Here is a 22,835-nt window from a genome sequence, read left to right on the forward strand (position 1 = left end):
GTTTCTCCACCACAGGCCCTTACATGACCCGCATTCTCGGCATCGACCCCGGCTCGCAACGCACCGGCGTCGGCATCATCGACATCGATGCCAGCGGCAAGGCGCGGCACGTCCATCATTGCCCGCTGGTGTTGCTGGGCGCGGCGGATTTTCCGCAGCGGCTGAAGCTGCTGGCGCACGGGCTGCACGCGTTGATCGAGGAATACCAGCCGCAGGAAGTGGCGATCGAGAAGATATTCATGGCCAAGAACGCCGATTCGGCGCTGAAACTGGGCCAGGCACGCGGTGCCGCCGTGTGTGCGGTGGTGATGCGCGACCTGCCGGTCAGCGAGTACGCCGCTACCGAGATCAAGCTGGCTGTGGTTGGCCGCGGCGGCGCGGAGAAACAGCAGGTGCAGCACATGGTCGGGCTGATGCTCAACCTGCACGGCAAACTGCAGGCCGACGCCGCCGATGCGCTGGCGGTGGCCATCACCCACGCGCATGTGCGCGCCACGGCCAACCGGCTGGGCGTGGATGTGCGCCAGGCTTGGAGTCGCAAATGAGGTTTTTCGGATGATTGGACGACTGCGCGGCATCCTCGCCTACAAGGCACCGCCGTGGCTGGTGATCGACGTCAATGGCGTCGGCTACGAGCTGGAGGCGCCGATGAGCACCTTCTATGACCTGCCCGATGTCGGTCGCGAGGTGATCCTGTTCACCCATTACGCGCAGAAGGAAGACAGCGTGTCGCTGTACGGCTTCCTGCGCGAGGGCGAGCGGCGGTTGTTCCGCGATGTACAGAAGGTGTCCGGCATCGGCGCCAAGATCGCGCTGGCGGTGTTGTCCGGGGTCAGCGTCGATGAGTTCGCGCGGCTGATCCAGACAGGCGACGTCACCGCACTGACCCGCATCCCCGGCATCGGCAAGAAGACAGCCGAGCGGATGGTGGTGGAATTGCGTGACCGCGCGGCCAATTTCAGCGGCGGTGGCGCGCCGATCGCAGGGCAGCTGGGCAACGACCCGGTGTCCGAGGCGACGGTGGCTTTGCAGCAACTGGGCTATAAACCGGCCGAGGCAGCAAAGATGGCGCGCGATGCGGCAACCGATGGTGACGATGTCGCCACGGTGATCCGCAAAGCGTTGCAATCGGCGTTGCGTTGACCTTCCACGGCGCATGACGCCAACCTGAGATCACCATGTCCCACGCTCCTTCTTCGTCTGAAACCGCCGGGCACGGCCACATTCCAGGTGCCGCCAGTGGCATGGCCCTGATCGTCGGGGCCATCGGTGTCGTCTTCGGCGATATCGGTACCAGCCCGCTGTATACGCTGAAGGAAGCCTTTTCCGAGCACTACGGGCTCAACAGTGACCATGACACCGTGCTGGGCGTGCTGTCGCTGGCGTTCTGGGCACTGAACATGGTGGTCACGCTCAAGTACGTGACCATCATCATGCGCGCCGACAACGACGGCGAGGGCGGCATCATGGCGCTGATGGCATTGGCCCAGCGCACCCTGCGCAATGGTTCACGCACGGCCTATGTGGTCGGCATCCTCGGCATTTTCGGCGCTTCGCTGTTCTTCGGTGACGGTGTCATCACACCGGCCATTTCCGTGCTGGGTGCGGTGGAAGGCCTGAAGGTCGCCGCCCCGGGGCTGGGTCACTTCGTGGTGCCGATCACCCTGGTGGTGCTGGCGGCGGTGTTCGCCGCGCAACGCTTTGGTACCGAAAAGGTGGGCAAGGTGTTCGGGCCGGTGATGATCATCTGGTTCCTGTCGCTGGCGGCCATCGGCATCTACAACGTGATCGGTACGCCGGAAGTGCTCAAGGCGTTCAACCCGATGTGGGCAGCACGCTTCTTCATGGAGCATGGCTGGCACGGCATCTTCATCTTCGGCGCGGTGGTGCTGGCGGTGACCGGCGGCGAAGCGCTGTATGCGGACATGGGCCATTTCGGCGTGCCGCCGATCCGCCATGCCTGGTACTTCTTCATCCTGCCGTGTCTGGTGCTGAACTACCTGGGGCAGGGCGCATTGGTGCTGGAGCGGCCGGACGCGGTGGCCAACCCGTTCTTCGAGGCGGTGCCGCAATGGGCGCTGTATCCGATGATCATCCTGGCCACCATGGCGGCGGTGATCGCCAGTCAGTCGGTGATCACCGGCGCATTCTCGGTGTCGCGCCAGGCCATGCAGCTGGGTTACATCCCGCGCATGCGCATCCTGCATACCTCGCATGACACGATCGGTCAGATCTACATCCCGGGCATCAACTGGGGCTTGGCGGTACTGGTGTTCGGGCTGGTGCTGGCGTTCCAGAGCTCCAGCAACCTGGCCGTGGCCTACGGCATCTCGGTGTCCGGCACCATGCTGATCGACACCCTGCTGCTGGCGCTGGTGGCACGCGCGCTGTGGCCGCGTGCGCATCACGGCATCCTGGCCTTGTGCGTGTTGTTCTTCATCATCGACCTGTGCTTCGTGATCGCCAACGGGGCCAAGTTGATGCAGGGCGCCTGGTTCCCGGTGGTGCTGGGCCTGGTGCTGTTCACGATGATGCGCACCTGGCGCCGTGGTCGTGAGCTGCTGCGTGATGAAATCCGCAAGGACGGCATCCGTCTGGATACCTTCCTGCCCGGGCTGATGCTGGCGCCGCCGGTACGGGTGCCGGGCACCGCCGTGTTCCTGACCGCCGATCCGACCGTGGTACCGCATGCGCTGATGCACAACCTCAAGCACAACAAGGTGCTGCATGAGCGCAACGTGTTCCTGCACGTGGAAACCTGGCCGGTGCCGTATGCGCCGGAAGGGCAGCGTCTGAAGATCGAGTCGGTCGGCGAGGACTTCCATCGCATCTACATCCGCTACGGTTTCATGGAGACGCCGGATGTGCCGCTGGCGCTGATGCGTTCGTGCGACCACGGCGGCATCTACTTCGACCCGATGGACACCACGTACTTCGCCAGCCGCGAGACCATCGTGGCCAGCGCCAACCGTGGCATGCCGATCTGGCGCGACAAGCTGTTCGCCTTCATGCACCGCAATGCCGCCCCGGCCACCGGCTTCTTCCGGATTCCGGGCAACCGACTGGTGGAGCTGGGCGCGCAGGTGGAGATTTGACCGCCGGAAACCGGTATGGAAAGGCGGCAGAGCGCAACGATTGCCGTGGCTGTCGCCGCTTTCTCGTTCTATTCGCCGGTTACTGGACGTAACATAGTCCGATGACTGACGATCGCCTCATCGGCGCCGGTGCCACCCGCGAGGACGAGGCCGCCGATGCCAGCATCCGCCCCCGTACCCTGGCCGACTATCTCGGCCAGGCGCCGGTGCGCGAGCAGCTGGATATCTACATCCAGGCCGCCAAATCGCGCCGCGAGTCGCTGGATCATGTGCTGATCTTCGGCCCGCCCGGGCTGGGCAAGACCACGCTCAGCCACGTCATCGCCAATGAGCTGGGGGTGAGCTTGCGGGTGACGTCCGGCCCGGTGATCGAGAAGGCCGGCGACCTGGCGGCATTGCTGACCAACCTGCAGCCGCACGATGTGCTGTTCATCGACGAAATCCATCGCCTCTCGCCTGTGGTCGAGGAGGTGCTGTACCCGGCGATGGAGGATTTCCAGATCGACATCATGATCGGCGAAGGCCCTGCTGCCCGCTCGATCAAGCTTGATCTGCCGCCGTTCACGCTGATCGGCGCCACCACCCGTGCCGGCCTGCTGACCGCGCCGCTGCGTGATCGTTTCGGCATCGTGCAGCGGTTGGAGTTCTATTCGGCCGAAGAGTTGACCCGCATCGTGCGCCGCTCGGCGGGCATCCTGGGCATCGATTGCAGCGCCGACGGCGCTGGCGAGATCGCGCGCCGCGCGCGTGGCACGCCGCGTATCGCCAACCGCCTGCTGCGCCGCGTGCGCGACTACGCGCAGGTGAAAGCCAGCGGTCACATCGATCTCGCCGTGGCCGAGGCCGCGATGCGGATGCTCAAGGTCGACCCGGAAGGCTTCGATGAACTGGACCGGCGCCTGCTGCGCACGATGGTCGAGTATTTCGATGGCGGACCGGTCGGCATCGAGTCGCTTGCGGCCGCGCTTTCCGAGGAGCGGGGTACGCTGGAAGACGTGGTCGAGCCCTATCTGATCCAGCAGGGCTTCCTGGTGCGTACCGCGCGCGGCCGCATGGCCACGCACAAGGCGTACCGGCACATGGGGCTCAAACCCAAGGCGGCACCGGCGGACCTGTTCGCGGAGCAATCGGATGATTGAAGCCCGGTTCAGTTGGCCGACACGCATTTACTGGGAAGATACCGACGCTGGTGGGGTGGTCTACCACGCCCGCTACGTGGCCTTCATGGAGCGCGCGCGTACCGAATGGATGCGGGACCTCGGCTACGGCCAGGAATCCATGCGCAGCGGCGACGGCCAGGTGTTCGTGGTCCGCGCGATGACGCTGGACTTCCTCAAGCCGGCCAAGCTGGATGATGCGCTGACCACCACGGTGGAACTGCTGCAATGCCGGCGGGCCAGCCTGCTGATGGAGCAGGCGGTCATGCGCGGGGAGGAAGTGCTGGTCACCTCCCAGGTACGCCTGGCGGCGGTCGGCGCCCGTGATTTCAAGCCGCAAGCCATTGATGAAACGCTGTACGCAACACTCAAACCCCTACAAACCAAACTCGCGTAAGTAAGACTGAGGAAGATCGGATGATCGCTTTGCTTCTGGCCCTGCAGGCCACCGTGACCGAGGCGTTGCCGGCCGATGTAAGCGCCGCTGCCGCGCAGACCGTGGCACAGGCCAGTCATGGCGGTGGCATCAACTACCTGGACCTGATGATCAAGGCCAGCATCCCGGTCAAGCTGATCGTGCTGCTGCTGTTGGCCGGCTCGTTCATCAGCTGGGTGATCATTTTCCGCAAGGCACGCGTGTTCAAGGCGGCCGATCGTGAAGCCGACGACTTCGAAAACCGTTTCTGGTCCGGTGCCGACCTGGGCAAGCTGTACGCCTCGGCCACCGACCGCAATCGTTCGGTGAACGGTCTGGAAGCCATTTTCGAGTCCGGTTTCCGCGAGTACACCCGCATGCAGAACCGCCGTGGTCTGGACGGTCGCAACCAGCTGGAAGGCGCGCAGCGCGCCATGCGTACCACCTACGCCCGCGAGGTGGATGGGCTGGAGCGCAACCTCGAACTGCTGGCCAACATCGGTTCCACCGCGCCTTACGTGGGCCTGGTCGGTACCGTGTTCGGCATCATGGTGACCATGCACGACATGATCAGCAGCGGTGAGCAGGCCGGCATCGCTTCGGTGGCGCCGGGTATCTCCGAAGCACTGTTTGCCACCGCCATCGGCCTGTTCGTGGCGATCCCGGCGGTGTGGGCCTACAACCGTTTCACCACCCGCGTGGAGCGCCTGTCGGTGCGTTACGAAACCTTCGCCGAAGAGTTCAGCTCCATCCTGCAGCGCCAGACCGGCGCTGATGAGTAAGCGCATCCGCGCTTTCCTCTGACCGCAGGAGCCCATACATGACCGCCGCCATACCCCGCCGCAAGCGCCGCAAGCTCAAGTCCGAGATCAACGTCGTGCCGTACATCGACGTGATGCTCGTGCTGCTGATCATCTTCATGGTGACCGCGCCGCTACTGACGCTCAGCTTTGAAGTCGACCTGCCCAGTTCCACCGCCAAGGCGCTGGAGAGCCGGCAGGACCCGGTGATCGTTTCGGTGCGTGCCGATGGCCAGCTCAGCCTCAAGCTGCCTGAAGCCAAGGAGCCCGAGGCGATGGACCCCGGTGCGCTGCAGGCGCAGCTGAGCGCGCTGGCCTCGCAGGACAAGGAACTTCGCGTGATCGTGGCCGCCGACAAGACCGTGGCCTACGAAAAGGTCGTGTCCGCGATGGATGTGATCAAGGCGGCGAAGATCGAAAAGGTGGGTCTGGCGACCGATGCACGCTGATTCCCTGCCGCCACCGCGTCAGACCAGCAACGAGTGGGGCCTGCCGGTCGTTCTCGCACTGCTGGTGCACCTGCTGGTAGCTGCGATCTTCATCATTGCCTGGCTGTGGTCGCCCTCGCGCAATACCGAAGCGGCCGCCGGCGACCCGGCGGTGGAAGCAAGCCTGCAGCTGTCCTCGGCCGAAGCCTCGGCGGCGCGGCAGGCGCTGCGTGCCTCGGAAAAACTGCCTGACCTGCCCGAGCCCGTGGAAGAAGTGCCGCCGGAACCGGTGCCTGAAGACACCATTCCGCCGCCGCAGCCCATTCCCGAGCCGCGTCCGCAGGATGCGCCGACGCCGCAGCAACACAATGCGCAGGAACGCATCGCGCAGCCGGACAACGTGGACCAGGAGCGGGTGAGTGCGCTGGCTATCTCGCAGGAAAAGGCCAAGCAGGAACAAGAAGCCAAGCGTCGCCAGGAACAGATCGATCTGACCGAGCGCAAGCGCGTGGAAGAGGCCGAGCAGAAGCTGCGCCTGGCCAGGCAGCAGGAAGAGGCCGACCGCCAGAAGAAGCTGGCCGATGCGCAGCGCACCGCCAACGAAACCGCGGCCGAGCGCGAACGTCAGCAGAAGATCGCCGAGATCCGCCGCAAGCGCGAGCAGGCCGAGCGCGAAGCCAAGCAGGCCGAGCAGCGTCTGCGCCAGGTGGCCGATGCACGTGCGCGTGCGCAGGGCAGCTCTTCGGCCAGTACCGCCAGCAGCGGTCCCAGCTCGCCGGCACCGGGGCAGGGCGGTACCAGCAATGATCTGACCGCCAAGTACGCCGCGGCGATCCAGCAGGCAGTGCTCAACCAGTGGGTACGGCCGGATTCGATTCCGCGTGGCCAGCGGTGCCGCCTGACCATCCGCCAGTTGCCCGGCGGTGAAGTGATCCGGGTCGAGTTCTCGTCCAGTTGTCCGTATGACGAAGCGGGGCGGCGTTCGGTCGAGGCGGCGGTACTGCGCGCCCAGCCATTGCCGTATCGTGGTTTCGAGCAGGTGTTCCAGCCGAGCCTGAACTTCAATTTTGAAGCACAGGACCGCTGAGACCTGCCGGAATTGCGGGATCTGGTCATGAAAGGAATGTAGGTTTCAGGGGAAACCTTTCATTTCCGGCGAAATCCGGCCCAGGGGCTGGATTTCACGCGCCATTCGTTCACGATTGCGAAAATATTCATCCGCCTGCTGCTATCCCTCTCTGTCTTCGACCGTACTGTTGAGCGCCTCATGAAGAAACTGCCCCGTTGGCTGGTCGCCCTCACTGCCCTGTTGTTGCCGCTTGCGGCGATGGCACAGCAGAAGGGGCTGGAAATCGACATCATTGGCGGCAACGCCTCGGCGCTGCCGATCACCGTCGTGCCGATGCCGTACCAGGGCGCCGCTGGCGCACCTGCGACCGACGTGGCCGCCGTGGTACGTGCCGACCTGGACCGTTCCGGCCAGTTCCGCAACCTGCCTGAAGCGCAGATCGTGCAGCGCCCGGTGCGCGGCAGCGAAGTGGAATACCCGACCTGGCGTGCGCTCAAGCAGGATTACCTGGTCGTCGGCCGCGTGCTCGACGCCGGTGCCGGTGCCTACCGCGTGGAATACGAACTGTTCGACGTGGCCAAGGGCGAGCGCGTGCTCGGCCTGGCAATGACCGCACGTTCCAACGCCATGCGCGACGTTGCCCATCAGATGGCCGATGCCATCTATGAAAAGATCCTCGGCGTGCGCGGCGCGTTCTGGACCCGCATCGCTTACATCACCGCCAGCGGCAGTGGTGCCAACATGCGTTACGCGCTGATGGTGGCCGATTCGGATGGCTACAACCCGCAGACCATCGTGCGTTCGGCCGAGCCGCTGTTGTCGCCGAGCTGGAGCCCGGACGGCCGCAAGCTGGCCTACGTGAGTTTCGAGCGTGGCAACTCCTCGATCTACGTGCAGGACATCGCCACCGGTGGCCGTGAGCTGCTGACCAGCTTCCGTGGCATCAACAGCGCGCCGTCGTTCTCGCCGGATGGTCGCCGTCTTGCACTGGCGCTGTCGCGCAGCGGCAACCCGGAAATCTACGTGATGGACCTGGGCAGCAAGCAGCTCACCCAGTTGACCAACCATTTCGGCATCGACACCGAGCCGACCTGGGCCGCTGATGGCAACTCGGTCTACTTCACCTCCGACCGTGGCGGGCGTCCGCAGATCTACCAGGTGTCGGCAAGCGGTGGCAGCGCCAACCGCGTGACATTCCAGGGCAACTACAACGCCAAGGCAACTGTATCCTTCGACGGCAAGAAGATTGCCGTGGCACAGGGTGCAGGCAACAGCTACAAGATCGCGATGATGGACAGCAGCCTGGGGTCGGCGCGCTGGAGCACGTTGTCGCCGGGTTCGCTGGACGAATCCCCGAGCTTTGCCCCCAATGCGAGCATGGTGCTGTATGCCGCGCGCGAAGGTGGTCGCGGTGTGTTGTATGAAGTATCTGCTGATGGTCGCGTGCGTCAGCGCCTTGTTCTTGCGGATGGCGATGTACGGGAACCGGCATGGGGCCCCTACCGCACCGCGCGTTGAGAAAGTGTTAATATCCGGACCGGATTAATCCCAAAATTGGCCTAGGAGCCTTTAGGTATCGCCATGAACAAATCCACTCGTGTTTTGCTCGTCTCGCTGTTGTCGGTCGTTGCACTGGCTGGCTGCTCGAAGAAGGTCAAGGAACAGCCGGCTCCGCCGGTCGACAACGGCCCGGCCACCCAGCCGACCGCTCCGTCCACCTCTGGCCTGTATGGTCCGGGCGATCTGGACACCGATGCCTGCCTGCGTCAGCGCGTGGTCTACTTTGACCTCGACAAGGACGAAGTGAAGTCCGAGTTCCAGCAGATCATGGGCTGCCATGCCAAGTATCTGCGTGACCGTCCGTCTTCGCGTATCACCCTGCAGGGCAACACCGACGAACGCGGCAGCCGCGCTTACAACCAGGCTCTGGGCGAGCGTCGTGGCAATGCCGTCAACTCGGCACTGCAGGCCAACGGTGGTTCGGCTTCGCAGCTGACCGTCGTGTCCTACGGTGAAGAGCGTCCGGTGTGCACCGAGTCGAGCGAGTCCTGCTGGTCGCAGAACCGTCGCGTCGAAATCGTCTACACCGCGCAGTAATCGATGCGTACCGGCATCATCAAGCTGATGCTCGTGGTTGCGGCAGCCTTCATGGCTGCCGCACCCGCTTATGCGCAGCGACAGAGCCTCGCTGACCGGGTTGGCGCGCTGGAACAGCAGGTCAACAACAGCCAGGCAAACACTGACATGCTCAACCAGCTGCAACAGCTGCGTAGTGAGATGCAGGCGTTGCAGGGCACGATCGAGCAGCTCCAGCATGAGAATGAACAGCTGAAGCAGCGCAATCGTGATCAGTACCTTGACCTGGATGGGCGCTTGAACCGCCTGGAAGGCAATGGCACCGCAACCGGTGCACCGACCGCCTCGGCTACACCGGCAACGCCGGCAGCCAAGCCGGCAGCGTCGGCCGAACGCCCGCCGACCGTGCGTGGCGATGCCAGCAGCCAGGCCGCTGCCGGTGACGAACGTGCGGCCTACAACGTGGCTTTTGATGCACTGAAAGCTGGCAAGTACGACGACTCGGCCCAGCTGTTCCAGAGCTTCCTGGAGTTGTACCCCAATGCCGCGTACACGCCCAACGCGTTGTACTGGCTGGGTGAAAGTTATTACGCAACACGCAATTTCAAGATGGCCGAGGCCCAGTTCAACGAGCTGATCGGTCGCTATCCCACCCACGACAAGGCCGCAGGCGGTTTGCTGAAGCTGGGCCTGTCGCAGTACGGCGAAGGCAATGCGCAGTTGGCGCAGCAGACGCTGGAACAGGTGGTCTCCCGTTTTCCCGGCAGTGATGCGGCCCGTACCGCGCAGGATCGTCTGCAGTCGATCCGGCTTGGCCAGCAACTGCGTTGATTGGAGCCGCAACCGCGCCGACGCGGTGCGGTTGATGTGCAGATGAACTCTCCCGCCGCCGCTGTCCCCAGCGAGATCGTGCAGTCGCCGTTGCCGCGACTGAAGATCACTGAAATTTTCCTGTCCTTGCAGGGCGAGGCCGACACGGCTGGCTGGCCTACCGTGTTCGTGCGCCTGACCGGCTGCCCATTGCGCTGCCAGTATTGCGACACCGAGTACGCCTTCCATGGCGGCACGTGGTGGGATATCGACGACATCGTGACCGAGGTGCTCAAGCAGGGTGTGCGCCATGTCTGCGTGACCGGTGGCGAGCCGCTGGCGCAGAAGCGCTGCCTGATCCTGCTGCAGAAGCTCTGCGATGCGGGTCTGGACGTGTCGCTGGAAACCTCCGGTGCGCTGGACATCAGCGCCGTCGATGCGCGTGTATCGCGCGTGGTCGACCTGAAGACGCCGGATTCGGCAGAGATGGGCCGCAACCGGCTTGAGAACATCCCCTTGCTGACCGCCCGCGACCAGCTCAAGTTCGTGCTGTGCAGCCGTGGCGACTACGAGTGGGCCAAGTCGATGTTGTTCGAACATCGTCTGCATGAGCGTTGCATGGTGTTGTTCTCGCCGAGCAAATCGCAGATCAGCGCGCGCGAGCTGGCCGACTGGATCGTCGCCGACCGTCTGCCGGTGCGTTTCCAGATGCAGCTGCACAAGATTCTCTGGGACGACGCGCCCGGCCGCTGACGCCGAGCCGCGCGTTTCAGGATGATGCACCGCCGCGGCGGTGCGATGCTTCAAACCCCGGCGCGGGACAGCGTGCTGGCATTCCTTCCCCAACCGGATCAACTCATGAAGAAGAAAGCAGTCGTGCTTCTTTCCGGCGGCATGGACTCGGCCGCCGTTGTCGCCATTGCCCAGGAACAAGATTTTCAGGTGTACGCGTTGAGCGTGCGCTACGGCCAACGCCATACCTCGGAACTGGAGGCCGCCGCACGCGTGGCCGCCGCGCTCGGTGTGGCCGGGCACAAGGTGGTCGATGTCGATCTGCGCAGCATCGGCGGATCGGCACTGACCGATGACATCGATGTGCCTGAAGCCGGCGGCCAGGGTATCCCGGTCACCTACGTGCCGGCGCGCAACACGATCATGTTGTCGCTGGCGCTCGGCTGGGCCGAGGTGCTGGGCGCCAACGACATCTTCTGCGGCGTGAATGCGGTGGACTACTCCGGCTACCCGGATTGCCGGCCGGAGTTCATCAGCGCGTTCCAGGCGCTGGCGAACCTGGCCACCAAGTCCGGGGTGGAGGGCGCCGGCATCGTTGTGCATGCGCCGTTGCAGTACCTGAGCAAGGCACAGATTGCCGCCGAAGGTCAGCGCCTGGGCGTGGACTTCGGCCTGACCGTGTCCTGCTACCAGGCCGATGCCGACGGACGGGCCTGCGGCCAGTGCGATGCCTGCCGCCTGCGCGCGGATGGTTTTGCCGCTGCCGGCATGGCCGACCCGACCCGTTACGCCTGAATTCCGATTTGACGATTGTTGCGCTAGAATACGCGCCCCGGCTGCGGCCGGGTCTTTGTTTGGGCCGTTAGCTCAGTCGGTAGAGCAGAAGACTTTTAATCTTTTGGTCGAAGGTTCGAATCCTTCACGGCCCACCATAAAAAACAGAGAGTTACAGAGCAGAAAAGGCACCGTTGATCGGTGCCTTTTTCGTTTGGTGCCTACTTGGTGCCTACATTTGATTGCCTAGGCGGCCGGCTTCCACTCGTTGCGGACCCACGCCTGGACGGCTGACTGACGCCACCTGACGCTGCGTCCGATCTTCTTGGCCGGCGGCGGAAAGTCACGGCTGGCCATCATCCGATAGATGCTGCTCTTCGAGAATCCGCATTCGGCTTGCACCTGCTTGAGTGGGATCAGCGCGTCCACGGGCAGATTGACGTCGGTCGTGGGCAGGTTGTTGTTGATGTTCATACGTTGTTCCTCGCTGTGTACTGAGCCTTGCTGGGCATTGCCGGACAGATTGTTGCCACTGGGATTCTCCGGGGACGAGAAGGCACTGAATGCCAATGCATCACTCGCCTGGGTCGTCATCGGATGGCCCGCTCGGCGGCAGCCGCCAGTGAGTGATGTCGTGGTCCTCTTCGCCGCGCCATTTGCCGAACACCGCCTCCTCGCGGCCGACGTGCCACAGCATCAGTCGCCTGCCATTCGTTGGGGCGGTTGCAATGGGGCGCCACCCGGTACTGGTGTGATCGTTCATCGCTTCTTGGCCTCGGCTATGAACTCCTGCAGCTTTTCCAGAAGGAACTCTGTCTCTTGCCTCCACCGGCGCGAGTCGGAGTGATTCAGGTACTTGGTGAGGTAGAGCAATTTCTCGAGCGGCTCAATCAACCATGCCGCGCTGAAGGGGAGAACGGTTCGAGGATCTCTTGGCGGGGGAGGAGGCGGCATACAGTCCGGCCCCGCCCAGGTCAGGCCGATCTTGCAGTGCCGGCACTCGCCGGTGCGCCTATCGAAATCATGTTCGCGTGCTGGCTTGGAAACGGTCGGGTTCTCGAACAGGGCACGTACCACCAGGCCGCGTCGCTGTGCACTGAAGACGATGTTGGCGTTGGCCAGCACCCAGCAGCCAGGCGACAAGTCATCCTTGCGCCTGTACTCCCAGCGCACGGCATGCGCGGAATACAGCTGGGTCATCAGGATGTCCGCCCACTCGCGCACGCGGGACGCCTCCACGGGACCGCCTTCCGGGTCGATGAGGCGCATGCTGGCGAGGACGGCTGCGACGGGTGACGAGGCTGTGGTGGCTTCCATTACGGCGATTCCGCGCTCAGGCAGTTGTTGTGTCATTCAATCCAAGTTCCAGCTGATGGGGCGGCGCCGATACCAGAGCCCGGACAGGTAGCGCGGCTTCGGTCCCGGCAGCTCTGCGCCTCGCATTCGCGGCCCACGCGAGAAGGCGCCAGTAGAACGCTCCGCCATCCCGCGCGCTGCGACGCGAGCGCGCTTCGCTGAGGAGAACCCGAGCCGTGTGCTTCGCCTGGTTTCCGTCACGCATCGCTCGCCTCCTGCGGGCTGTCAGCCACCAGTGCGACGAGCGCACCGGGTAGCCCCGACTGATGCTGGGCACGGCGATTAGCGTCGCCGTAGGCGACCAGGCAGATGGGGCCGCCACTGTTGCCGCGTGCACGCGTCCCGTCCGGATAGTGGAAGTTAGGGCCGCCGGGCAGGAACAGCACGCCAGAGGCATGCGGCCACACCCAGCGACGGGACTTGCCGGTCTCCCTGCGAGCGAACGCCAGGGCAATGCCGTTCGCATGCTCAGCCAGCCTCTGCAACCACGCCTTGGTGTATTGCCCGAACGGCGGGTTGCACCACACGCAGTCATGCCAGTTGGTGGTCAGTCCATCCTCCGGTAGTTCGATGTGCTTCGCGGCAGTGGGCCACGGGCGCGGCGATGGAGCTGCGCACGGATCAAGGTCGAACGGGCCAAGGGCTTCGGTCATGCGAGGTGGCCGCAGCCACACGTGGATGGCAGCTGCGGGGCGAGCGGCATATGGGGGCATACCATCAGCCATTACGTCCCCATGCGGACGCACCGCGAGAGCATTTGCCGCCCGCATGGCAGAATGCGGCGAAACAGGGGGATGCGATGGCCAATGAGTTCTGTCCGCTGGCTGCGGATTGGGGGAACTGGGCAGATTGGGCGGGTGTTATCGTGGCGTTGATCGCAGCGGTGGCCACGATCTGTGCCGTTCGTGTGGCTCTCAGGACCAGCCGAGAAGCGGTCAACGAGGCCAAACGCATTCGTGACCAAGACAGAGTGCACAACGCGGACGCTGCGCGTAGCCGCGCTGAGGCTCGCATGATTGTCATGGACCACGAGCTCTACGTCCTGGGTGGAAAGCTGAAAAGGATCAAAGACTCGCTCTCGCCGGCCGTGCTTTCCGGGGATCCTGCAAGGCTGGGTAGATGGATTCGCGGTCAGGTTCCTAGCTCTCCGCTGCCAATGCTGGAAAGGTATGCCGGAGAGGTTGATTCCATTGGGAAAGAGGATGCGGCCGTGCTCTTGTCTATACTTGCAGGCTGGTACGCAATGCAAGATGAGCTCCGAGCCGTGCATTGGGACTCTCCTGACACGTTTGATATTGAAGATGTGCAAAGCGCGACGTGTGGAGCCTACGAGATGATTCTGGACATCATGCGAGACGGTCGCGAGGTCACCAGAAAATGGTCCCAGCGTATTCGTCCGAACCTTCCAGATACCGACTTCTGACGGACGATTCACGCGGCTTCGTTCATTGCGGCTATGTCCATCTCGTCTGCGGCTTCGCGCGACTGATACTTGGTCTGATTGAGGACGTTGGCGCTGTACACCGATTTGGCGGGGAAGAACGAGTGCCGCCGCTGGTTCTGCTACCGAATGTGTTCGCAACGCCACAGGCGGTAAATCGCGACTGTTCAGTCGAGGGGGGGCGTGCGTGTTCAGATCAGCCCGCAATTGCTGCCCGGCGTGCGGTGCGCGGTGAGCGACGTGGTTGGGGTCAGCCATTGCGCTGCTCTATCAGGAAGGTGGGATCGACGGCCCAACCGGCCTCGCGCGCACCGAGGAGGCGCAGCTCGTTGGTGTCGAATTCGTCCAAGCCGAGCAGTCGCGCAGCCTGGTCGATGTGGTTGGGGGAGAACGGACGCTGTCCGCTGAACAGGTCGTAGACGTTCTGTTTCGTGCACCCCCAAGCGCCGGCGAGTTCCTGCATGCGCTTGCCTTCCTCCTGCAGGTGTCGCCGAAGCAGGGCACGCACGCTGTTGACCGATCGCGGCACCCGGATCGGCCGACCGCCTGCGGCCATGCCGTTGTTGGCGGCTTGTCGGCGGGCTTTCATGCTGCCGCCTTCGCGCGAGCAGGCACTGAGTCGAGATTCGCGCGAGCAAGGGCAGCGATTGGCGGTGGGCTGACGCTGTTGCCCACCATGCGCACAGCTGCGCTGTTGGTGAGCAACGTCCCGTCCGCCGTGCGATCGATGATGCAGGCAGAGCGAAGATGCGCCGCTCATGCATGCACCTTGCGGGGCTTGCTATAGCCGGCACCAGGCACGACCGGGATGCCACGGAAGGTGATGGGACCGGCTTTGTGCGGCTCGCTCTGGACCTTGCCGCCTGCTGTTCCATCGGCCTTGCGGCGCTCGTTCTCGATCCTGTCTTGCTCTTTGGCATGGCGCCGATACGCAGAGTTGAGGGCGCGCAGAAGGTGGCGGTGATCACCGGGGAAGATGTCCACTTTGCTCGGGGCTTTCCCGGCGCTGGCCATGTAATCCACCAACGTCTCTACCTTCTCGCGGACGCGCTTGCTGCGTTCGTCAGAGAGCGCGTGGGTGGCGAGGTCGACTGCAATTGTGCTCATGGACGAACCTCCAGGAATGCCAGGTCATAGATGACGCATCGCGCCCGGGCCGCCGGTGGGGTGCCGGCGTCGACCACGGGATGCAGGGGGACAACCGCAGTTGCCCGGGCGCATGCGTCGGGGGAAACCGAATAGGAGCCGTCAATCACGGCATCGACGGCATTGAGGGCGGCCTGCCAGCGCTCCTGGGAGAAGTCCTGCGTGAGCGCGATGGCGACTCCGGCGGAGCAGTCGGGCACACGTTCGGTAGCCCGGAATCCGTTGAGGACAGTGGAGGCGATGGTGGTGCGCAATCCCCAGTCGTTGTGCTGCGCGAACTCGTAGACGGCGAGCGTGGCGCAGAAGCGCGGATCGACGATCTTCAAATCGGCCGGCACGGTGACGCCGCCGTCAACGGTTTTGAGGGGCTCGACAACCGGCTCAGGGGCCTGAGTCGCTGCGCAGGCGCCCAAGAGCAGCAGCGTGGCAAGAGCGACTGCGCAGTTACGGCTGCGGGCAAGGCTTAAGCGGTGGGGCTGGCTGCTGGTGCTTTGAAACAGGGGCATGTGCTGCATCCGTCAGTGGCGACGGGTGCAGATTACCAAATGGTAAACGGAAAGCAATACCAGATGGTAAATATCTTGTTTGCCGGTCAACCGGCGGGGCGTTGACCTACGCCAGAGGCGTGCCCTTGCTGTCGTGTCGGACGGTGAATGCCTGGATGAGCCCCAGCAAGTAGAGCGCGACAAACAGCGCTGCGAAGAAGAGGGGTTCGGCGACCAACATCAGGAGCAAGGCGATGATCTTCAATGCGCCGAGTCCGAACTTGCCGATGTAGAAATCGTGAAAGCCAAGGGGGCCAAATAGGATGGCCAACACGATGTAGAGGGTCCGGCTGCTGGGGGCTAGCTGCGTCGGCAGGGTGGATTGCTGGCCTATCTCAAACACTGGCGCGGCGAGGTCAACGGGGACTCCCCCGGGGCCGGTGATTACGTGGCCCGATGGCGCCGGCGACCTGGCTTGCCGCTGGGGGGCTCCGCAACCAGGGCAGGCCGCAGCCTGATCACTGATCTGCCGCCCACATTCCTTGCAGCTCACCAAAGCCATGTTCGTCCCTCAGTTGAAGCGGTCGATCCTGTTACGCAGGTAGACCTTGCCACCAATGGTGGCGCCAGGTGGCATCGGAAATGCCGGATACAGCGCCGAGTTGGCGCTCACGATGTACACCGCATTGCCTCGGTCCTGCAGGCCTTTCACCTGCTGACCGTTGCCCGTGTTGATGAGATAGATGCCGTCACCGTCGAAGGTTTGGACACCAGAGTCCACCAGAAGCGATTCGCCAGGCTGGATGATGGGCAGCATCGAATCCCCGCGACCAGTTACCAGCACCAAGCGCCCAGGAGAGGGGACGAAGCCGACGATGGAACGGATGTAGTTCGATGTGAAATCCATCGACCTAATCACCTCCGGGTAATCGTCATTGATCCGTCCATCCCCCATATCCGCGTCTCCATCCAGTTGCTGGACGTGAACATAGGTCGGGTTGGTCGCAGTCTCTGCGACTGGCGCGACGCGGCTGGGGCTCGGCTCATTCTGCGTCGCAGAACTCAGGTAGCCAGCGGGCATCCCGGCGGCGATTTCCAGAGAGGCAGCGCGCTTCTCGCCGAATGACTTGCGCTTCAGAAGGCCCGACAACTCGCCTTGATTTATGCCAGTCGCAGCAGCGAACGAGGCTTGGCTGCCGGCATGGTTCTCGTTTATCCATTGCTGGAGCCGCTCGCGGCGGGTGGCAACTGCGGGGGTGTCGTCGGTGCGCATACAAGAAGTCTCCATTACCCATCAGTAATTCACCAAACGGTGTTGCAATCGCTTTACCATCTGGTAAAGTCTCGGCGCATGGAGACCCTACGCACCTACCTCAGCACCTTGGCGCCGGACGAGCAGGCGGCGTTTGCCGTCAAGGCCGGAACAACGATCGGCTAACGCTCCGACCGTTCTGCCGACCACGTCAACCAGTTGCGACGAGCGCACGAACAGCGTGCAGGCCGTGGAGGCACTGGCAGCGACGACGCCATCGACGTCGAATTCGCGGTCGTCCAATGACCCTGACCCGCGCGCTGCTGATGCGCTGTGGACGCTGTGGCAGCAGATGACAGCCATGTTCCCGGGCACGTGGAGCCGGCAGAACGGGGCCGCACCTTTCGACGACGAGGCGCACCTCACCACCGCCGGCGAAACCTGGTTGCAGGTCATCTCTGGCATGACGCCTCGGCAGTTGTCCGCCGGCCTTGCCGCATGCTTGCGCAGCGGGCTGCAATGGCCACCGAATCCACCACGCTTCCGCGCCATGTGCTTCGGGCTGCCGTCGTTGGCGCAGGTGCAGCAGGAGATGGCGCCAAGCAAGATGCAATGCGGATTCACGGTGCTGGTGCGCTCGATCCTCGATCTGCACGTGTACAACGCCGCCGATGATGGCTTCCAGCAGCAGCGAATGCTGACCGACGCCTACGACCGCGCGGTGGCCCACGTCATGGAGGGGGGCGAGGTGCCTGCCGCGGTGGCCGCGCTGGAGGCGCCGAAGGCCGACGATTTGACCGTCCGCAACCCTGATGCAGCGCGCGAGGCTATGCGACAGGCGGCGGCGGAACTCGGCTTTGGGGGTGCGCATGGAGCTGGCTGACGTGCGCGTGTACCAGCGGCAGCTACTGCTGCACGTGCTGACTCACCACGGCGAGAGCACGGCGGCCGAGGCACTGGAGCTCATGGGCAACATTGCGCTGGACCAGGGCGCGCCTCGCGACGCCATACTCGTCTCGACGGCCGCCGTGTCAGGGCTGTTGCGCGAACTGCACAGCAACCTGCTGGTGGTCCGTGGGGAGAACAGGGGTGACACCAGGAACGGCCGCATGGTCGCAACCTGGTCAGTCACGGACGCCGGCCGCATCGATACGCGCCCTGTCCCCGGCGCAGTTGGCGGGAACGCTGTGCAAGTCCGTGAAGCGCCGGCCGTGCAGGCTGTGGATGAGCGCCGATCGCGAGGCGGGCTCACGTTGCCGCAGCTCATGGGCCTGCTCACCATAGAGTTCGACGCGATGCTCAGTGAGATGGACCGCGAGCACCAGCAGGCCCAAGAGCGCGCCCGCCGCGAGTTCGAGGGATTCCGCCAGCGCGCGCTGCGCGTGTGGGGCGTCTCCGAGGCGAGTGCCTGATGGCCGGCAAGTCGAGCCCAAGGCGCGCGCTGCGTTACGCAAAGCCGGAGGACATGCCCGAGGGCATGCGCAAGCTCTACAGCGCCGGGAACAGGGTAGCTCCCGCCGCTGCTGGTGCTGCGGTGCGTGGGTACCGCCCCTGCGTAGGTACCCACGAAGGGGCTGGCACAGCGGCGGCGAACAGCGCCGCTCCGGCGCGTGGACGGACGCGCCACGTTGCCGGTGAGATGAACAAGACCGAGCGAGCGTATGCAGACTTGTTGCTGGGGATGAGACAGCGGGGCGAGATCCTGTGGTTTGGTTTCGAGTGCTGGACCTTCCGCCTTGCCAAGGACACCAGGTACACACCGGACTTCGTCGTCCAGCTGGCCAACGGAGAGTTGCAGCTGATCGAAGTGAAGGGGCGCGCCAAGGGCGGGCGCTACTTCGCTGAGGACGACGCGAAGGTAAAGGTCAAGGTCGCTGCGGCCACCTTCCCGATGCTCCAGGTCATGGTTGTTTGGCCGAATGGCAGCGGCGGGTGGGAAGAGGAGAACGTAGGTTGGAGGGAGGTCTCAGATGACCGTTGAGATGGGGTCACAGCAGATGATGATCGGCGCGGCCGCTGTTCGCCGCGACGACGTGGGCCGCTGTTGTCTGAACGACGAACGGGACGGGCGCCGCAGCGCCGCTCCAAGTTTCCCCGCGCTCACACCGCTTCCTTGAGGTAGGTCCAGCAATGAACATTGAATTCGAAAGCCTCGACGAAGCCAGCCACCATCTGTACCTGTTGGGCGAGTCCGGCCCGATCCGGTGCTTGGTCGACGGGAGCATCTGGGAGGTGTGGCAGGACGGCAGGTCCACGCTCGTGGGCGAGTGCCCGGCGGTATGAAGCTCGGGGGAACTATCGTCCAGCGCGTGCTGCCTTGTGGGGACTGCGGAAGCCCTGACGTCAGAGTCAAGGTGCGCCAGGGCAGGGCAGGTGCTGGTGCTGCATACGTACGTTGCAGCGGCTGCAATGCGTCGGGTCCACTGTGCATGGGAGCGAATGCACGCACCCAAGCGATGGAGGCATGGGCTCGTCGTCCGGCGGTTCGGCCAATCACCCTTGACGATGCACCGCGCGGGTCAGCCGTTGCTGCGAGAGGTCGTGAACGGGACATGCAGCGCGATCCGCTGGAGCTGATTGCTCGCATGGTGGTGGGAGGGAGCTACCGGATGCCCACCGAAGGCCGGGCGACCACCATGCAGCTGAGCGCCGCGGACGTGGCTGGCGCCGTAGGCATGATGCGCGACCCGGTGGCCAAGCAAACGGTCATGGCCGTCGCTTTGCGTGCAGACGGGCCGCAGCTGCTCCAACTCGGGAGGGCGGCGCTCCGGCGCGTGCTTCGGCAGTACTTGCGCGCTGGTGGAGGCGCGCCGCTGCAGATGGATTCACCAGCAGACCGCTGGCGCGCACGGCTGGTGCTGCAAGACGCCGTGCACGACCTGGTGTGGCCGGAGAAGCGCCGGTCATCGCGGGAGGCCGCGCGCGCTGTAAAAATGCGGAAGGGCGCGTACCTAGCGGCGTATCGCATCGCCTCGGGAACGCTGCAGCAGGCCCTTGAAGATGGGCGAATGCAGTTTCGGGCGCGATTGTTTGGCGGCGCCTGACTTAAGTACATCCGTAAAACCGGCCGGCCGCCGCTGTCGGCATTGCTGGCGAGCTGCTGCGAGCCTGCAGGGCGCGGGCCGGTGCGGGTCGCGCGCTGGTGACCCGCATTCCGGTCAATGACCAAGTTGCCGAGTTGATCATCGACGATCGTGAGGGCCGCCATCTGTGCACGATCCGCAGCGACGGACTGGTGCAATCAGGGACCTGTACTCGTCGGAAGCAACTGCAACCGATGCGCTACGAGACGCAAGGATTCTCCTTGCTACCAGAGCCGCGCTCTGAAGTAGTTGGCCAAAGATATCAGCATCGATCTGATCCAACGCTTTCCAAGATCAGACTCGACGGCGTGCTATCAAGAAACGCGTGGCGAAGATATTGGCTGATTCTTTGGTCAGCAACGCCGGCACCAGCGAGGAGACTCATCGGCCGACCGGGCTGCTCGCCTCCAGTAGTACCAGGACAGCTTGCTTGATGTGTGCATTCCGCTCCCGGAATGCCTTCAACAACCTACGTTCGATCGGATCATCGATCAACTCTGCGTCCAAAGCGTTGATGCCGTCAGACGAAAGCCTTGCCTGGCCGCGCCCGGTGGCCAGCCACTCCCATGCAACGTTGGTTAGGTGCGAGATCTCTTCAAGCCTCTCGCCAGAAGGCCGCGCACGATTGGCTTCACTCTCCCAGTTAACGACGGCTGTTCGGCTTATTCCTAGTCGCTTGGCAAGATCAGTTTGGGTTAATCCTGCGCGAACGCGCGCGGTGCGAATTCGTACACTCAGCTTCATGCTGTGCTCCTTCTTCCATGAAAGGCAGGGAGTTGCCGTCCACGTTTCGATTGTCAATAACTGCTGACATGACAACAATATTGACCTAAGTCGGTAACTTTAGCTAACAGCTTACTTGCAAGTAATTGTTGCGCAAGGCGGTGCACGACAACCTGTTAGGGAAATTGACAGGGTATTGGCGATTCCAAGAGTTGTGACGCGCCATCCATGAGTGCGATGCTCGTCGAACAGGCCCGAATGGATCGGAGGTCGCGTGACAGAGTCGTTGTTCCGCAGGGAGGCATTGGAAGCCAAACGTCGTGGCTGGCTCGGCGAAATTTCGCTCGTGCAGCCATTGCGTCTATGGATGCTGACGTTGGGTGCGGTGCTCGCAGCAATGGCGATCGCAGTGTTCCTCACTCTGGGGAGCTACACGCGCCGCTCCACTGTGACCGGGCAACTGATACCGGCGATGGGGCTGGCCACTGTGATGGCGCCTGCCAACGGCGTCCTTTCCAGACTTGACGTCACGGAAGGCGGGCGAGTGAATGCAGGTCAGATGCTGGCTGTTGTGACCGTGCCGCGTGCAACCATGACCGAGGGGGATACGCTAGTTGCGCTCGAGCAAAGATTGGCACGTCGCCGCGAGGGCTTGATCGAGGGGCAGGATGCTCAACATCAACTGCTGGCTGCGCAGAGCGCCGGTTTCCTCGCGCAACTCACCGCCGCCCAGCGGGAACTCAAGCAGATCGAGACCGAGGTGGACACCCGCCGGCAACAGATAGGAATTGCCGAGGAAACCCTACAACGCCTGCGTCAGTTGGAAGACCAGCGGTACGTTAGTGTGTTGCAGATACAGCAGCAGGAATCGAATGCCCTGACGTGGCGAGGGGAAATGCAGGGTCTGCAACGCCAAGCCATCGCCACTCGCCGTAGCATCGCGCAGTTGGAGCAAGGACTCCGGGAGCTTCCGAGCCAAGCCAAGGCCGCCGATGCCGGTCTGGAGCGAGAGCTCGCTCTGCTGGAGCAAGAGCAGCTGGAAGCGCAGGCGCGCGGCGCTCTGACCATCAACGCGCCAGTCGAAGGCCTAGTGTCTGCACAGCTGGTCAAGCCAGGTCAGGCAGTGCAGGCTGGCCAAGCCTTGTTCAGCCTGCTACCGGGCGATGCCAAGTTGGAAGCAGAACTGTTGGTACCCAGTCGATCAATCGGCTTTATCGAGCCTGGTGATCGCGTGCTGCTGCGTTACCAAGCATTTCCCTATCAGAAGTTCGGGCATCACGAGGGTAGCGTCTCCCGTATCAGTCGGAGCGCACTCAATAGCGGCGAACTAGGGGCGCTCGTAGGCAACGCACAGAGTGGCGAGCCACTGTATCGCGTCAGCGTTGCGTTGCAGAAGCAAGTCGTGACTGCATACGGAAAGGAGGAAATGCTGAAGCCTGGAATGCTGGTCGATGCGGCCATCCTGGGTGAGCGCCGCCAGCTAATCGAGTGGATCTTCGAGCCGTTGTATTCGCTCAAGGGAAATGTGGGCAGCGGCTGATCATCAACGAAGGAAACTAACTACCAGATGCATCCGGCTCCACGCGCAGTGGGTGCATCAATGCAAATGAAGTGGCGAATTGAGAACGCTACTCGGAATGGGATACGTATGTGTGCATGTTCGAGATCCTGGGGCCGATAGTGGCATCCATGGGGCCAATTGCTGCGCCGTAGCTGGTGTCGACCGCCAAGTCTGTGGACGCAGGGACGAATTCGGGGTTCCCCCGAACCGTGACGCAGAGGAACTGCGTCTTTCACTTAAGGAGAAGTTTGATGCGTGAGCTTTCTATGTGTGAGATGGAAAACGTTGATGGCGGAATCATCCCCGCGATCGCTGCTGGCTTCATGGCATACAACTACGTGGTGGCGGTCTACTCTGCGACTCAGATTGCCACTGCGGCTGGCGTCGTTGTTGGTGCCGCGGCTACCACGGCAGCTCTCACTAACTAAGGGG

At 63.4% G+C, this 22,835-nt stretch carries 32 protein-coding genes and 1 tRNA gene; 23 read left to right on the forward strand and 10 right to left on the reverse strand.

The annotated features are described in order from the left end of the window. Positions 1 to 23 precede the first annotated feature (23 nt). The 14 genes from ruvC (at position 24) to LR961_RS05445 (ending at position 11,514) form a co-directional block, all read left to right on the forward strand. A complete protein-coding gene (ruvC, locus tag LR961_RS05380; RefSeq protein WP_232147393.1) occupies positions 24 to 545 on the forward strand; it encodes a crossover junction endodeoxyribonuclease RuvC in 522 nt (173 codons plus the stop codon). A 10-nt stretch (positions 546 to 555) separates the two neighbouring features. Further along, on the forward strand, positions 556 to 1,143 hold the full coding sequence (gene ruvA / locus LR961_RS05385) for a Holliday junction branch migration protein RuvA (RefSeq protein WP_232147394.1): 588 nt from the start codon (positions 556 to 558) through the stop codon (positions 1,141 to 1,143). 35 nt (positions 1,144 to 1,178) lie between these two features. Then, positions 1,179 to 3,095, forward strand: coding sequence for a potassium transporter Kup (locus LR961_RS05390; RefSeq protein WP_232147395.1), 1,917 nt, complete (start codon positions 1,179 to 1,181; stop codon positions 3,093 to 3,095). Positions 3,096 to 3,196: 101 nt separating this feature from the next. Continuing rightward, entirely contained in the window at positions 3,197 to 4,234 is a 1,038-nt protein-coding gene (gene ruvB / locus LR961_RS05395; RefSeq protein WP_232147396.1) for a Holliday junction branch migration DNA helicase RuvB, read from the forward strand. Beyond that, on the forward strand, positions 4,227 to 4,649 hold the full coding sequence (gene ybgC, locus LR961_RS05400; RefSeq protein WP_232147397.1) for a tol-pal system-associated acyl-CoA thioesterase: 423 nt from the start codon (positions 4,227 to 4,229) through the stop codon (positions 4,647 to 4,649). Before ruvB ends, ybgC begins: the two co-directional genes overlap by 8 nt. Before the next feature lie 20 nt (positions 4,650 to 4,669). Beyond that, entirely contained in the window at positions 4,670 to 5,449 is a 780-nt protein-coding gene (gene tolQ, locus LR961_RS05405) for a protein TolQ (protein ID WP_232147398.1), read from the forward strand. 38 nt (positions 5,450 to 5,487) lie between these two features. Continuing rightward, a complete protein-coding gene (gene tolR, locus LR961_RS05410) occupies positions 5,488 to 5,916 on the forward strand; it encodes a protein TolR (RefSeq protein ID WP_232147399.1) in 429 nt (142 codons plus the stop codon). Then, positions 5,906 to 6,982: a cell envelope integrity protein TolA gene (gene tolA / locus LR961_RS05415; RefSeq protein ID WP_232147400.1), complete on the forward strand. Its 1,077-nt coding sequence runs from the start codon at positions 5,906 to 5,908 to the stop codon at positions 6,980 to 6,982. Before tolR ends, tolA begins: the two co-directional genes overlap by 11 nt. A 180-nt stretch (positions 6,983 to 7,162) precedes the next feature. After that, positions 7,163 to 8,482, forward strand: coding sequence for a Tol-Pal system beta propeller repeat protein TolB (gene tolB, locus LR961_RS05420; protein ID WP_232147401.1), 1,320 nt, complete (start codon positions 7,163 to 7,165; stop codon positions 8,480 to 8,482). 63 nt (positions 8,483 to 8,545) lie between these two features. Continuing rightward, on the forward strand, positions 8,546 to 9,061 hold the full coding sequence (gene pal / locus LR961_RS05425; protein ID WP_232147402.1) for a peptidoglycan-associated lipoprotein Pal: 516 nt from the start codon (positions 8,546 to 8,548) through the stop codon (positions 9,059 to 9,061). A 3-nt stretch (positions 9,062 to 9,064) separates the two neighbouring features. Further along, the gene (gene ybgF / locus LR961_RS05430) at positions 9,065 to 9,871 is read left to right on the forward strand and encodes a tol-pal system protein YbgF (RefSeq protein WP_232147403.1); all 807 of its coding nucleotides are present in this window, start codon (positions 9,065 to 9,067) and stop codon (positions 9,869 to 9,871) included. Between the two features lie 42 nt (positions 9,872 to 9,913). After that, positions 9,914 to 10,603, forward strand: a complete 690-nt coding sequence (gene queE, locus LR961_RS05435; protein ID WP_232147404.1) for a 7-carboxy-7-deazaguanine synthase QueE — start codon at positions 9,914 to 9,916, stop codon at positions 10,601 to 10,603. A 105-nt stretch (positions 10,604 to 10,708) separates the two neighbouring features. Beyond that, a complete protein-coding gene (gene queC / locus LR961_RS05440) occupies positions 10,709 to 11,377 on the forward strand; it encodes a 7-cyano-7-deazaguanine synthase QueC (RefSeq protein WP_232147405.1) in 669 nt (222 codons plus the stop codon). Between the two features lie 61 nt (positions 11,378 to 11,438). Further along, positions 11,439 to 11,514, forward strand: a tRNA-Lys gene (locus LR961_RS05445). Positions 11,515 to 11,602: 88 nt separating this feature from the next. Here LR961_RS05445 and LR961_RS05450 read toward each other — a convergent pair. From LR961_RS05450 to LR961_RS05465, 4 genes are all read right to left on the reverse strand, one after another. Further along, entirely contained in the window at positions 11,603 to 11,830 is a 228-nt protein-coding gene (locus LR961_RS05450; protein ID WP_232147406.1) for an AlpA family phage regulatory protein, read from the reverse strand. 100 nt (positions 11,831 to 11,930) lie between these two features. Further along, positions 11,931 to 12,119 carry a hypothetical protein gene (locus tag LR961_RS05455; RefSeq protein WP_232147407.1) on the reverse strand — a complete coding sequence of 63 codons (189 nt, stop codon included), beginning with the start codon at positions 12,117 to 12,119 and terminating at the stop codon, positions 11,931 to 11,933. Further along, entirely contained in the window at positions 12,116 to 12,709 is a 594-nt protein-coding gene (locus LR961_RS05460) for a hypothetical protein (protein ID WP_232147408.1), read from the reverse strand. The genes LR961_RS05455 and LR961_RS05460 overlap by 4 nt, the downstream gene beginning before the upstream one ends. Before the next feature lie 200 nt (positions 12,710 to 12,909). After that, positions 12,910 to 13,365: a hypothetical protein gene (locus LR961_RS05465; RefSeq protein WP_232147409.1), complete on the reverse strand. Its 456-nt coding sequence runs from the start codon at positions 13,363 to 13,365 to the stop codon at positions 12,910 to 12,912. A 146-nt stretch (positions 13,366 to 13,511) separates the two neighbouring features. Between LR961_RS05465 and LR961_RS05470 the strand changes: the two genes are divergently transcribed. Continuing rightward, entirely contained in the window at positions 13,512 to 14,135 is a 624-nt protein-coding gene (locus LR961_RS05470; protein WP_232147410.1) for a hypothetical protein, read from the forward strand. Between the two features lie 268 nt (positions 14,136 to 14,403). Here LR961_RS05470 and LR961_RS05475 read toward each other — a convergent pair whose 3' ends face one another. The 5 genes from LR961_RS05475 to LR961_RS05495 form a co-directional block, all read right to left on the reverse strand. Continuing rightward, positions 14,404 to 14,742 carry a helix-turn-helix transcriptional regulator gene (locus tag LR961_RS05475; protein ID WP_232147411.1) on the reverse strand — a complete coding sequence of 113 codons (339 nt, stop codon included), beginning with the start codon at positions 14,740 to 14,742 and terminating at the stop codon, positions 14,404 to 14,406. A gap of 167 nt (positions 14,743 to 14,909) precedes the next feature. Continuing rightward, positions 14,910 to 15,260 (reverse strand): hypothetical protein, encoded by a 351-nt coding sequence (locus tag LR961_RS05480; RefSeq protein WP_232147412.1) that lies wholly within the window; start codon positions 15,258 to 15,260, stop codon positions 14,910 to 14,912. Next, positions 15,257 to 15,805, reverse strand: coding sequence for a hypothetical protein (locus LR961_RS05485; protein ID WP_232147413.1), 549 nt, complete (start codon positions 15,803 to 15,805; stop codon positions 15,257 to 15,259). The genes LR961_RS05480 and LR961_RS05485 overlap by 4 nt, the downstream gene beginning before the upstream one ends. 106 nt (positions 15,806 to 15,911) lie before the next feature. Beyond that, positions 15,912 to 16,187, reverse strand: a complete 276-nt coding sequence (locus tag LR961_RS05490) for a TM2 domain-containing protein (RefSeq protein ID WP_232147414.1) — start codon at positions 16,185 to 16,187, stop codon at positions 15,912 to 15,914. A gap of 168 nt (positions 16,188 to 16,355) precedes the next feature. Then, entirely contained in the window at positions 16,356 to 17,057 is a 702-nt protein-coding gene (locus tag LR961_RS05495; RefSeq protein ID WP_232147415.1) for a S24 family peptidase, read from the reverse strand. A gap of 220 nt (positions 17,058 to 17,277) precedes the next feature. Between LR961_RS05495 and LR961_RS05500 the strand changes: the two genes are divergently transcribed. The 6 genes from LR961_RS05500 to LR961_RS05525 all read left to right on the forward strand — a co-directional run bounded on the left by LR961_RS05500 (position 17,278) and on the right by LR961_RS05525 (position 20,080). Next, positions 17,278 to 17,919, forward strand: coding sequence for a hypothetical protein (locus tag LR961_RS05500; protein ID WP_232147416.1), 642 nt, complete (start codon positions 17,278 to 17,280; stop codon positions 17,917 to 17,919). Beyond that, complete coding sequence (locus LR961_RS05505; protein WP_232147417.1) at positions 17,906 to 18,448, forward strand: hypothetical protein; 543 nt, start codon at positions 17,906 to 17,908, stop codon at positions 18,446 to 18,448. Before LR961_RS05500 ends, LR961_RS05505 begins: the two co-directional genes overlap by 14 nt. Positions 18,449 to 18,675: 227 nt before the next feature. Beyond that, positions 18,676 to 19,017 (forward strand): DUF1064 domain-containing protein, encoded by a 342-nt coding sequence (locus LR961_RS05510; protein WP_232147418.1) that lies wholly within the window; start codon positions 18,676 to 18,678, stop codon positions 19,015 to 19,017. Then, positions 19,007 to 19,153, forward strand: a complete 147-nt coding sequence (locus LR961_RS05515; RefSeq protein WP_232147419.1) for a hypothetical protein — start codon at positions 19,007 to 19,009, stop codon at positions 19,151 to 19,153. The genes LR961_RS05510 and LR961_RS05515 overlap by 11 nt, the downstream gene beginning before the upstream one ends. Positions 19,154 to 19,166: 13 nt before the next feature. After that, complete coding sequence (locus tag LR961_RS05520; protein WP_232147420.1) at positions 19,167 to 19,319, forward strand: hypothetical protein; 153 nt, start codon at positions 19,167 to 19,169, stop codon at positions 19,317 to 19,319. 269 nt (positions 19,320 to 19,588) lie between these two features. Then, positions 19,589 to 20,080, forward strand: coding sequence for a hypothetical protein (locus LR961_RS05525; RefSeq protein ID WP_232147421.1), 492 nt, complete (start codon positions 19,589 to 19,591; stop codon positions 20,078 to 20,080). A 420-nt stretch (positions 20,081 to 20,500) separates the two neighbouring features. Here the strand turns inward: LR961_RS05525 and LR961_RS05530 are convergent, their stop codons facing one another. Further along, a complete protein-coding gene (locus LR961_RS05530) occupies positions 20,501 to 20,863 on the reverse strand; it encodes a helix-turn-helix transcriptional regulator (RefSeq protein WP_232147422.1) in 363 nt (120 codons plus the stop codon). 253 nt (positions 20,864 to 21,116) lie between these two features. Here LR961_RS05530 and LR961_RS05535 point away from each other — a divergent pair, with 253 nt between their 5' ends. Continuing rightward, entirely contained in the window at positions 21,117 to 22,382 is a 1,266-nt protein-coding gene (locus LR961_RS05535) for an HlyD family efflux transporter periplasmic adaptor subunit (protein WP_232147423.1), read from the forward strand. Between the two features lie 272 nt (positions 22,383 to 22,654). Continuing rightward, on the forward strand, positions 22,655 to 22,831 hold the full coding sequence (locus tag LR961_RS05540) for a hypothetical protein (RefSeq protein ID WP_232147424.1): 177 nt from the start codon (positions 22,655 to 22,657) through the stop codon (positions 22,829 to 22,831). Positions 22,832 to 22,835: the final 4 nt, after the last annotated feature.

Origin of the sequence: Stenotrophomonas sp. SY1, from assembly GCF_021202945.1 — a bacterium.
Taxonomy (GTDB): Bacteria; Pseudomonadota; Gammaproteobacteria; order Xanthomonadales; family Xanthomonadaceae; genus Stenotrophomonas.

Bases quoted from the DNA above. Each gene is read 5' to 3' on its own strand.
- pal (WP_232147402.1), top strand. From the start codon at position 8,546: ATGAACAAATCCACTCGTGTTTTGCTCGTCTCGCTGTTGTCGGTCGTT.
- LR961_RS05495 (WP_232147415.1), bottom strand. From the start codon at position 17,057: ATGCGCACCGACGACACCCCCGCAGTTGCCACCCGCCGCGAGCGGCTC.
- tolA (WP_232147400.1), top strand. From the start codon at position 5,906: ATGCACGCTGATTCCCTGCCGCCACCGCGTCAGACCAGCAACGAGTGG.
- LR961_RS05530 (WP_232147422.1), bottom strand. From the start codon at position 20,863: ATGAAGCTGAGTGTACGAATTCGCACCGCGCGCGTTCGCGCAGGATTA.
- LR961_RS05450 (WP_232147406.1), bottom strand. From the start codon at position 11,830: ATGAACATCAACAACAACCTGCCCACGACCGACGTCAATCTGCCCGTG.
- LR961_RS05540 (WP_232147424.1), top strand. From the start codon at position 22,655: ATGCGTGAGCTTTCTATGTGTGAGATGGAAAACGTTGATGGCGGAATC.
- LR961_RS05390 (WP_232147395.1), top strand. From the start codon at position 1,179: ATGTCCCACGCTCCTTCTTCGTCTGAAACCGCCGGGCACGGCCACATT.
- queE (WP_232147404.1), top strand. From the start codon at position 9,914: ATGAACTCTCCCGCCGCCGCTGTCCCCAGCGAGATCGTGCAGTCGCCG.
- LR961_RS05510 (WP_232147418.1), top strand. From the start codon at position 18,676: ATGAACAAGACCGAGCGAGCGTATGCAGACTTGTTGCTGGGGATGAGA.
- LR961_RS05485 (WP_232147413.1), bottom strand. From the start codon at position 15,805: ATGCCCCTGTTTCAAAGCACCAGCAGCCAGCCCCACCGCTTAAGCCTT.
- ruvB (WP_232147396.1), top strand. From the start codon at position 3,197: ATGACTGACGATCGCCTCATCGGCGCCGGTGCCACCCGCGAGGACGAG.
- tolQ (WP_232147398.1), top strand. From the start codon at position 4,670: ATGATCGCTTTGCTTCTGGCCCTGCAGGCCACCGTGACCGAGGCGTTG.
- LR961_RS05520 (WP_232147420.1), top strand. From the start codon at position 19,167: ATGAACATTGAATTCGAAAGCCTCGACGAAGCCAGCCACCATCTGTAC.
- queC (WP_232147405.1), top strand. From the start codon at position 10,709: ATGAAGAAGAAAGCAGTCGTGCTTCTTTCCGGCGGCATGGACTCGGCC.
- LR961_RS05525 (WP_232147421.1), top strand. From the start codon at position 19,589: ATGCAGCGCGATCCGCTGGAGCTGATTGCTCGCATGGTGGTGGGAGGG.
- LR961_RS05465 (WP_232147409.1), bottom strand. From the start codon at position 13,365: ATGACCGAAGCCCTTGGCCCGTTCGACCTTGATCCGTGCGCAGCTCCA.
- LR961_RS05475 (WP_232147411.1), bottom strand. From the start codon at position 14,742: ATGAAAGCCCGCCGACAAGCCGCCAACAACGGCATGGCCGCAGGCGGT.
- tolB (WP_232147401.1), top strand. From the start codon at position 7,163: ATGAAGAAACTGCCCCGTTGGCTGGTCGCCCTCACTGCCCTGTTGTTG.
- ruvA (WP_232147394.1), top strand. From the start codon at position 556: ATGATTGGACGACTGCGCGGCATCCTCGCCTACAAGGCACCGCCGTGG.
- LR961_RS05515 (WP_232147419.1), top strand. From the start codon at position 19,007: ATGACCGTTGAGATGGGGTCACAGCAGATGATGATCGGCGCGGCCGCT.
- ybgC (WP_232147397.1), top strand. From the start codon at position 4,227: ATGATTGAAGCCCGGTTCAGTTGGCCGACACGCATTTACTGGGAAGAT.
- LR961_RS05470 (WP_232147410.1), top strand. From the start codon at position 13,512: ATGGCCAATGAGTTCTGTCCGCTGGCTGCGGATTGGGGGAACTGGGCA.
- ruvC (WP_232147393.1), top strand. From the start codon at position 24: ATGACCCGCATTCTCGGCATCGACCCCGGCTCGCAACGCACCGGCGTC.
- tolR (WP_232147399.1), top strand. From the start codon at position 5,488: ATGACCGCCGCCATACCCCGCCGCAAGCGCCGCAAGCTCAAGTCCGAG.
- LR961_RS05505 (WP_232147417.1), top strand. From the start codon at position 17,906: ATGGAGCTGGCTGACGTGCGCGTGTACCAGCGGCAGCTACTGCTGCAC.
- LR961_RS05480 (WP_232147412.1), bottom strand. From the start codon at position 15,260: ATGAGCACAATTGCAGTCGACCTCGCCACCCACGCGCTCTCTGACGAA.
- ybgF (WP_232147403.1), top strand. From the start codon at position 9,065: ATGCGTACCGGCATCATCAAGCTGATGCTCGTGGTTGCGGCAGCCTTC.
- LR961_RS05455 (WP_232147407.1), bottom strand. From the start codon at position 12,119: ATGAACGATCACACCAGTACCGGGTGGCGCCCCATTGCAACCGCCCCA.
- LR961_RS05460 (WP_232147408.1), bottom strand. From the start codon at position 12,709: ATGACACAACAACTGCCTGAGCGCGGAATCGCCGTAATGGAAGCCACC.